General features: G+C 54.3%; 9 protein-coding genes. 1 reads left to right on the top strand and 8 read right to left on the bottom strand.

Annotated elements, in window-relative coordinates:
- Positions 1-84 precede the first annotated feature (84 nt).
- The 7 genes from PG883_RS21415 to PG883_RS21445 all read right to left on the bottom strand — a co-directional run bounded on the left by PG883_RS21415 (position 85) and on the right by PG883_RS21445 (position 7056).
- The gene (locus PG883_RS21415) at positions 85-261 is read right to left on the bottom strand and encodes a hypothetical protein (protein ID WP_270808079.1); all 177 of its coding nucleotides are present in this window, start codon (positions 259-261) and stop codon (positions 85-87) included.
- On the bottom strand, positions 254-1441 hold the full coding sequence (locus PG883_RS21420; RefSeq protein WP_270796767.1) for an AAA family ATPase: 1188 nt from the start codon (positions 1439-1441) through the stop codon (positions 254-256). The genes PG883_RS21415 and PG883_RS21420 overlap by 8 nt, the downstream gene beginning before the upstream one ends.
- 1 nt (position 1442) lies before the next feature.
- Entirely contained in the window at positions 1443-3593 is a 2151-nt protein-coding gene (locus tag PG883_RS21425) for a type I restriction-modification system subunit M (protein ID WP_270796769.1), read from the bottom strand.
- Between the two features lie 215 nt (positions 3594-3808).
- Complete coding sequence (locus tag PG883_RS21430) at positions 3809-4552, bottom strand: ATP-binding protein (protein WP_270796771.1); 744 nt, start codon at positions 4550-4552, stop codon at positions 3809-3811.
- Positions 4549-5439, bottom strand: coding sequence for an AlbA family DNA-binding domain-containing protein (locus PG883_RS21435; RefSeq protein ID WP_270796773.1), 891 nt, complete (start codon positions 5437-5439; stop codon positions 4549-4551). Before PG883_RS21435 ends, PG883_RS21430 begins: the two co-directional genes overlap by 4 nt.
- A 28-nt stretch (positions 5440-5467) precedes the next feature.
- Positions 5468-5674: a helix-turn-helix domain-containing protein gene (locus tag PG883_RS21440; RefSeq protein ID WP_161507985.1), complete on the bottom strand. Its 207-nt coding sequence runs from the start codon at positions 5672-5674 to the stop codon at positions 5468-5470.
- 644 nt (positions 5675-6318) lie between these two features.
- Complete coding sequence (locus PG883_RS21445) at positions 6319-7056, bottom strand: hypothetical protein (protein ID WP_270796775.1); 738 nt, start codon at positions 7054-7056, stop codon at positions 6319-6321.
- 129 nt (positions 7057-7185) lie between these two features.
- Between PG883_RS21445 and PG883_RS21450 the strand changes: the two genes are divergently transcribed.
- The gene (locus PG883_RS21450; protein ID WP_270796777.1) at positions 7186-8760 is read left to right on the top strand and encodes an AAA family ATPase; all 1575 of its coding nucleotides are present in this window, start codon (positions 7186-7188) and stop codon (positions 8758-8760) included.
- Positions 8761-8766: 6 nt separating this feature from the next.
- Here PG883_RS21450 and PG883_RS21455 read toward each other — a convergent pair whose 3' ends face one another.
- A complete protein-coding gene (locus PG883_RS21455) occupies positions 8767-9036 on the bottom strand; it encodes a hypothetical protein (protein ID WP_017936950.1) in 270 nt (89 codons plus the stop codon).
- Positions 9037-9314: the final 278 nt, after the last annotated feature.

The raw sequence follows: 9314 nt of genomic DNA on the forward strand, positions 1-9314 counted from the left end.
GCTCATGGGGGGAGCGTATCTAAGGAGCAGGATCAAGCAAGCAGGAAAGTGGGATCAAGAGACGATCGTCTCATTTTTCCTGTGTCAATACTGTTCCGGTGAATACTTACGGAATTCGTAACCCTGATTGACCAGATCCTGAATCAGCTCGCGCTCCAGATCACTTTCGCTCTGGTAGCCTTCTGCGACCTTCCATTCTTGGGTGTATTTATCCAGAACGATAAAAGTATTGGATTCTGCGATGGTTTTGTAATCAGTCATTTGGCACTTCCTGAGGCTCGTTCCAGAATCCATATTTACTGCTTAAGAAATTAACAAGTTCTTCTAGCTTATATTTGTCGTGAGCTTCGACTTCACCAGCCTCCTCAGCCGCATGCGCAGAATGACTTGAAAGGTTCAGAATTCGATTGAAAAATGGGTCTGGATTTCCGTCAGCAGCTCTAGGGAGTAGATTCTCCCAATGGTCATATCCTAAAAACGTGGCCGTTTTCTCAAAGATATTTCTTAGAAAACTAAAATGATATTTTTTTAGCTGGCCACTGGCAATGGCTGTTCTAATCTCAGACAGCAGATGTAGATGATATGAAAATGGAGTTTTTCGATCTAGTAACGTGAGTTCAAAGGTACCATCTGCATTCTTGTCAAAACGGTATTTTTTTGAATCTCCTGGTCTATATAGCCAATCAATAATTTCAGCATCTGGATCTTTGGCTAGTTTGTTGTTGAATTCATTCGCAAGAATATTGTAAAACAATGGGCTGTGTGTCGTGATTATAAACTGCAAGCCAGTAGAGCTGGACTTAACCAACTTTGCTATGTCAACAGCTAGCTCAATTAGATGATTGTCATCAAGTGAACTAACAGGGTCATCAATAAATACGTACTTTAATTGATTGAAGTCAGCTGTGCTTCGTTCCTCTGCAGGAGTGTTTAACTCCTCTACAATCAGATTCAAAAGACTGTAAAACATGCACCAAATCAGATTACTTTCCTCACCCTTAGAAATCTTAATTGGTGTATGTTCCTCATCTCCTCTTATTGTAAAGTGGATCTCGGAGAAATCGGCATTGAATTGCGGCTCTATGTTGCTATTCGTTAGTTTCTGAAAGTAATCAATGACTATCGGACCCTGTCCTTGCTCTTCGAGCACCCATGTTGTAAATGCGTTGGGATGTATTATTAACTTTCTGTCTTCATCATCATTCAAGTCATTATCCCAAAAAAACAAGTCTTCGGTGAAGGCGTTGTAATAGATGACATTTTTCCGAGCCAAATCTGATGCCTCTGCATCTTCACCATCCGCATCAATTTCTTCTGCAACTAACTCTTTAAACTCTCTAGATAGGCGTGTTTTCCCTGTGCCATTAAAGGCATAGATCAGCTGCACCTTCTTGTTGGCGTCTTTCAGCTGCTGAGCAATTTCGGTCAACGTCTTGCCCATGTTATAGCGCTACCTCTTGCGTAGAAAATCCCAATAGAGCGCGGCGATAAAAGTTGTGTTGCTTATTTCTTGCATTAAGCTCTGCATTAAGCTCTGCATTAAGCTCTGCAAATGAATCTAGTATGCTGACAATTTCCGCTTGAATCTCCTGAGACTTCTCTGGACTATTGGGACAAGGAAGAGGGATGGGTATTTTTATCAAGTCGCCTTTTGTCAACTTTGACCTGTCTTTGTTTGGCAAATAGGGAATAAAGTTAACTGTACGCAAATAGTGGTACAGAAATTTCGTGTTCAAACATGCTTTTCCGCGAACAACGTGGACATGATTATTGGCCCAGAACTTACCCGTTGCATACTGAATCGAGTAATTCTCTAGACTAGCCGAACCATCCTCCGCTATCAAAACGTACTCGCCATCGTGAGTATGGCCTTCTACATAGTCTTGAATGTTATTGGCACCGAAATATGGGGTCTCACCCGGCTTCCGCAGAGATGCCTTTACGGGTCTTCGAGCATTGTTTGCTATTTCAACGAACTCGTTATCTCCCAAGGCGGTCCAGCTGACTTCATATCCTTGGAGTATTTTTACAACGAAGCTCTCAGCTTCCACATCTCCGAACCTTGCAACAATTTCATCAATTTTTGCGCGCAATTGGTTGATTTTTTCGACCGTAGTTTCTAGCTCATCATTGAGTTTTTCGATGTCCACCACTTCGCGGTTGTCTTTGGCTTCGACATAGGTGCTAACCGACAGGTTGTATTCCTTGGCGACGACTTCTTCCAGCGGTGCCGACTTGGCAAAGTGATCGACGTTTGCCTTGCTATCAAACACGGCCATGATTTGCGCGATATGCGAATCCAGCAGTACGTTGTTATTGGTTTCTTTCTTGAATAGCCCGCTGGCATCGATGAACTGGGTCGTGGTGTCCTTCTTATTCTTTGCTAGCACCAGAATGTTCACGGCGATGGTGGTGCCAAAGAACAGATTGGGCGCGAGCGAAATCACGCTCTCGACATAGTTATTGTCCACCAGGTACTGGCGGATTTTCTGCTCGGCCCCGCCGCGATAGAAAATACCTGGGAAGCAGACGATGGCGGCACGGCCTTTGCTGGACAGGTAGCTCAGTGCGTGCAATACAAAGGCAAAGTCGGCCTTGGACTTGGGCGCGAGCACACCAGCCGGGGCAAAGCGGTCGTCGTTGATCAAGGTCGGGTCATCCGAGCCAATCCACTTCACCGAGTACGGCGGGTTGGAAACGATGGCATCAAAGGGCTTGTCGTCGCCAAAATGCGGTTCGGTCAGGGTGTTGCCGAGCTGGATGTTGAACTTGTCGTAGTTCACGTTGTGCAAGAACATGTTCATCCGCGCCAAGTTGTACGTGGTGTGGTTGATTTCTTGCCCGAAGAAGCCGTCTTCGATCAGGTGCTGATCGAAGTGCTTCTTGGCTTGCAGCAGCAGCGAGCCGGAGCCACAGGCGGGGTCGTAAATCTTGTTGACGCTGGTTTGCTTGTGCATTGCAAGCTGTGCGATCAGCTTGGACACATGCTGCGGCGTGAAGAACTCGCCGCCCGACTTGCCGGCGTTGGCGGCGTAGTTCGAGATCAGGAACTCGTAGGCATCGCCGAACAGGTCGATGTGGCTTGCATCGAAGCCGCCAAAGTCCAGCTCAGCCACGCGTTTGAGCACTTTGGAAAGACGATCGTTCTTGTCTTTGACAGTATTGCCAAGCCGGTTGCTGGTGGTGTCGAAATCAGCAAACAGGCCTTTGATGTCGCGCTCGGAGGGGTAGCCGTTGGCGGAGGCTTCGATGGCGGCAAAGATGTTGGCCAGGTCGGTATTCAGGCTTTCGTTGGTGTTGGCGTTGGCCGCGACATTGACGAACAGCTGGCTGGGGTAGATGAAGTAGCCCTTGGTCTTGATGGCGTCATCTTTGGCGGCAGCGATGTTCGCATCATCGTCCGCCATGGCGGCGTAATTAACAGAAGGGTCGCCGCCGGTGATGTAGTCGATGAAGTTCTCGCTGATAAAGCGATAGAACAGGGTGCCCAGTACGTATTGCTTGAAGTCCCAGCCATCGACGGCACCGCGGACGTCATTGGCGATGGCCCAGATCTGGCGCTGTAGGGCAGCGCGTTGTTCATTGCTTGTCATTTTAAAGTCCTGTTTCGATTCGTTGAGCCCTGCTCAGGCGCGATGCTTGAGCAGGAGTAAATGGGTTGTTACGGCAATAGGGCCGCGTTCTATCTCCCGGCCTTCTTCGCCTTGGGTCGATAGAAATCCTTGATTCTTAAGGCGGTCACCAACATATCGCCCGGCTTCTATCGCCCACCTATCGACGATAGTGCGCAGGTTGTCCGATAGGCTGCTCATGCCACCGCCCAGTAGCGCCGCCAGCGCTTGTTACCCTCAAAGCGGACTTCCCCGCGCCCGATCAGCTCTTCCAGCGCGCGCTTGACTTGCTTGGGATGGATTTCGCCGCCGACGCGCTGGTGGATGTCGCTGATGGCCGACCTGGGGTAGCGCTGCAGGTCTTCCAGTACCAGCGCGGCCAAGCGGTGTGGCTCAATGCGTTTGAGGGTGGTCTCGCCGGTGAACTGGAGGCTGCGCAGCAGGCTGGGGTCAACAAAATAGCGTGTTGCCTGGGTACGCCCGGCGCTTTGCACCAACTGCCAGTCCAGTAGGCGCTTTAGCCAAGGTTGCAATGCTTCAACCGACGGCAGCTCAAGCGACGTTACCAGCTCGCGTGCCGTCAGGGCATCTTGCTGCGCCAATAGGCCCAACGCGATCCTCTCGCGCTGCGTGAGCTGATAGGTCTGGTCCGCTTTCGCAATGAAGTCGATGACCTCAGGCTTGAGAATGCGGCGGCGCACTGTCACCTGCACACGATCGTGGGTCTCGATCAACTCGGGAGCCGGGCGGCCCTGAGAGAGCAGCACCTCGAAGATCTTGTCGAAGCCGCTGCCTTCCCGCTCCATCAGCTTCAAGTCATGGAACAGGCGTGCCAGGTGTTCGTTACGGCGTACCGTAGTGTGGAGCACGTTCTGCGGCGAGACGCCCAGCGGTAGCGGTCCAGGGTTGACCACTTCCAGCCGGTCTGGATGCAGGTTCAAAAGATGTCACCGCGCTGGGTGTAGGGACGATGTACCAATGCGTTGACCAATAACTCGCGCACCACGATTTCATCGAAAGCGGGCACGTTCTGGCGGTACAGGCCATCGGGTAGTTCGTAGCGCTCGCGAAAGTCAGGCACCGCCTGCCAGACCGCTTCGATCAATTCCATCGGGCTTTGCGTGTGGTCGTCCCAGACCAGCTTGTTGACCTTCTGTCCGTGCTCGTCGTACTTGATGAACTGGATGACCGGAGCGGTGGTCAGTTGAGCGCGATGATGCTGGCGACCGAGACTGAGCACGCCCAGATTGGTGAGGTTCGGCCCTTGTGCGAGCTGATAGTGATCGAGCAACTCATCGTCAGACTTCTCTTTCACGGAAGGCTTGACGCGATCCGATGCGCGCAAGGCTTCGAGCAGCTTGTCGCGTTTGGCAGGATCAATTTCGGTACGTGGAACATGCAAGGTGGTTTGCGTTTCCCATGGCAATGCGGAACGCTCGCTGGCGAGGCGCATAACGTCATCACCCGTCACGGGCTTGCTTTGGTCGGCTACGCGCAGGAAGTAGCGGCCGTCCGTGGTAGATGCAACGGCCATGGCGCGCGGAATGAGCAATTCGATGTATTGGCCGCCATTAGGGGCGATGGTGACATCCGGCAGCACCGTCATGTTGACCGTGCGCTCTGCCAACTTGCGGCGCAATGTGTCAGGCAAGTCTGGAGGGACACGCTGATCGGCGGGAGGCTCGCTCTGGCCATCCTCGATCCCCAGCAGTAGGCGGCCACCGGTTGCATTGGCAAAGGCAATGCAATCCTTAGCAATTTCGTTCCAGTCCGCCGTCTTGCCAGTCACGGCCCGCAAGGACTTTTGGTCAAGGAGTTGCCCTTCCAAGCTCACGCGTCACCTTCCCCTGCTGGATTCATTTTTGTTCGCTCCCATCGCCCGATTCTTCATCGGCACCTCCAGCTCGTACCCACTCATCCACTTCCGAGAGCTGGAACTTCCACAGCCGCCCTACGCGGTGCGCGGGCAGACCCTTGCGCTCGCGCCAGCGGTACACGGTGTCCTTGGCCACGCCCAAGTGCTGGGCGACGTGCTCGGCGGTAACCCACGGTTCTTTGCTCATGTCGTTGGCGCTCGGATTATGCGATTCAAAGTCGTCTTAAATCGTTTGAAGTCTACCATTTAGGTGCTGTGGAAGCATCCCGATTGCCTTTGACTGCGTTCGCTGTAAGTTGAATGTGGTAACACGGGGCGCAGTGCCACACTGTCACCACCATGGTGACACACTGTCGCCACAGGGTGACCACATTGTCGCCACCATCCTTGCCACTCTTTCAACACATTGTTCGCACAAGGTTGCCACGTTGTTGCCAACATGCCGCCACACTGTTTACACAGTCGGCCGGCAGCCCGATCTGATCGCACAGATATTTTTTGCTGGTCACAAAGGCTCTTGCCACGTTACTCCCCATCACATTTGGGCGCGACATGTATGACGCAGTGTGTTTGATGATACGACGCAATGTTGGAATGTACGTTGTGCGACGTTAGAAAGATCGTTAAGCACACTAGATATAACGTAGTATTATGTTGGTCATCACATCATTTTTTTGCGCCCCAACACAACACCATTAGGAAGAACGTAGCGTGACGTTAGAAAGAACGTAGCGCCAGATTGGGAGTAACGGGGCATGTGACCAGCTAAAAGTCATGCGATCGCGCAGCACGATTTGAAAACCCAACGGATGGAAACAGCGCATTTTTTGCTTACTCAGTTGGCGGCATGTCCGCTTTTCCGCTGCTGCGGAAATGGCTATCAACCAGCTTGGCGATGTCGGCAGGCTGGGCTCCTGTCTTGAGCGCAAGGCACAGCGCTTGTTCCAGCTGCTGCCACCCCCGTGATGACGCGACATTGCTGCCAACCGTTTCGGTCAGACGGAACATCAGCCCTTCCAGCAGCTCTTCGTCACCCACGTCCGCTGCGGCCTGCTCCGCCAGCGCCAAGAGGACGTTGTGTGCTGATGCCAACGAGTCGATTGGCACCCAGGCCAATGCTGCAGGGGTGGTGATGACACGATCCACCCTGACGACTGTCGCCAAATCAAGGGCTTGATCGACGCCCGGCTCGATCTCCATGCGGATCAGCACATCGCCAGCCAACAGAAAGCGCGTCTTAATGAGCCCCGGCTGTTCATCCTGAAACAACCACACTGGCTGCGTGTTGGCCAGCAGCGTGCCTAGTACAAGCTTGCTGTCATCCAGCGCCCCGCGATCATGCCAAGGGTGCAACACGTCGGTACGCAGGCGGCCGCCTTCCACACCGAGGTGGTGCAACAGGCCGACCAGTCGTTTGGCGGAGATCACCTGCTCCTTGCCACGCAGCCAGACCGAGAGGTTGGCAGTGCGGATACCGGTGGCCTCGGCGATCCGCCCCAGCGTTTCCCCGCGCAGTCGTATCAAGGCAGCGGCAAGGGCTGGCAATTGTTCGTTGGTAAGGCTTGGCATATCGGGCTCTGCGAATTCACTGTAAATCACTATAAGACTTATTGGCCGACAAGACGAGCGCGCGGAGTTTGGCGATTCGTGTAAATTGGCGTTATAGTAAATTATAGTTAGATGTTTTGAGAGGCCATCATGCGCAAGCCGAAGCAAATCCGTCCGTTGCGCCTGCGGGAATACGAAGCTGCCATTACTGCGCTCAAGGAGCAGCATCCCTGGCTTGCCCGGCAGATCGTCGAACCCGCGCCGGGGCATCTGGCTTTGGTAGCACATCTGTTTGCCCAGGTGGAATGCCTGCTGCCGCCCACAGTGCTCGCACTCAAGGGCTCACTGTCGGTGAGTTGCAACCGGGATCGCCTGGTCATTTATTACCAGCCGCCGCGACGCCACAGCGAACGTGCAGCGGCAGTGTTCGATCTGATTGCCCAGACCAAGCACCTTTCGCTGCAACAATGCCCCGTCTGCGGCGCACAGGTTATCGGGGACGGCATCCGTCCCCAGCGCTGCCCGCAACATGACGGCATCCAAGGGTTGTTTGCCGAAGAAGTGCGCCGCAGCCGCCAGCTCATCGTCGAACAGGGGGTACAGCAGGTGGTGCACGATCTGGGCAAGGTGACGACCGAAGATGTACGTGCCGCCGTGGCGGCTGAAAATGAGCCGGTCTTGAGTGAAGCCGAACCGGAGCAGGTTCAGGAGCAGCCGACAGAAGCCGCTAAATCAGCGCCCTTGCCGAGCATCGTCTTTCTCGATGAAGCCGGGCTGGAGGCGTTCGTGGATCGCCACCGACCAAAAGGCGACGACAAGTTCAAGCGCGCACAGGCGATGGCAGAGCGGATCAAGCGGGCGGGCCATGGCAGCCGCCAACTGGGCCTGCTACCCCCGGACTGGAAAGCCCTGCTGGATGAGTTCGCGCAGGCTTTCCCAAACTTCCATGAACTGGCCGAGCTGATGCGTGATCACTTCGCCTTGTCCAGTCTGGGCGATGGCCGGGTGTCCTGGCCTGCCGTGTTGCTGGTCGGCCCGGCGGGCATCGGCAAAACCGAGGCGGCACGCTGGCTTGCCGATCAGCTCGTGCTACCGTTCCGGGTCTTCGACATAGCGAGTACGCAATCAAGTTCGCCGCTCGCCGGTTCCGAATCATTTTGGAGCAATTCCGAGCCAGGCCAGCTCTTTGAGCTGTTGGCCTACCAGCCACTGGCCAACCCGGTGGTGGTACTCGATGAACTGGACAAGGCCAGTAACGGCAGACCGCAATACGATCCGCTGGCAGCACTCTATACCTTGCTGGAACCGCGCAGTGCGCGGGATTTCATCGACTTGTCGATCCGCGACTTTGCCATTGACGCCAGTCATGTCAATTGGATGGCGACCGCGAATGAGCTGGAGGCGATTCCGGGGCCGCTACGCTCACGGCTGACGGTGTTGCACATTCAACCTCCCAGACCGGAGCAGGTAAGAAGCATTGCGCAGTCGATTTACAACCGCCTCCGCGACGAGTCGAGCTGGGGCACTGCCTTTGCCGAGCGACTGAATGATGATGTCCTGTCCCGTCTGCAAGCCTTGCCGCCGCGCAGTGTGCGTCTGGTTCTGCAGCGGGCCTTGGGCTCGGCAGCTCGTGATGGCCGGGGTGTTGTCCAAGTGCAAGACATCAGGCCGCCGGTCGAGATCAACCGCCGTGGCGTTGGCTTTGTCAGCGAGGGCTGGAATTGAGGTTGCTCAGCGTTGTCCGGATAGCCAGGCCGCACCGGCGGCCAGTGCATCGGCCTCGCTGGGGTAAGTGGTCGATGGGCCGCTGATGATGCAGGGCTTGGTTTCGCCGTCGCCTTCCACCGTCCACAGCTCCCAGGTTCCGTCATTTTTCCAGCTAGGGATGGCGGTGTAGGGTTTGTCTTTCAGCGCAGCCAGCGCGGCATCCACTTCGGGACGGATCTGCAACTCACCCGAGTAGATATAGGGTGTCGCGCAGCGGGCATCAGATCGGCTCATGTTCCTTGCTCCAGAAAAGCTCCAGTAGTGCGCTCGCCTGCAAGTAAATACCGGGGTTGCGTGCTTCACTCGGGCCAGCAATGTTGAGAATAGCGATGGAATGGCTAAGGAAGGTGCGAATAAGCGGGGAAATTCTTCTCGGCTGACTCAGTCATTTCATTTTTTCCTGTTTGAGCCGATTTTTTCTCCCGTAAATGCCTTGAATCAGCCTATTTAGACCGTTTCTTCGCCATTTAAGGCGTTATTCCCAGTTTTTAGTGAGATCTCTCCCACTGACG

Source organism: Aeromonas sp. QDB25, assembly GCF_027707725.1.
GTDB lineage: Bacteria > Pseudomonadota > Gammaproteobacteria > Enterobacterales > Aeromonadaceae > Aeromonas > Aeromonas caviae.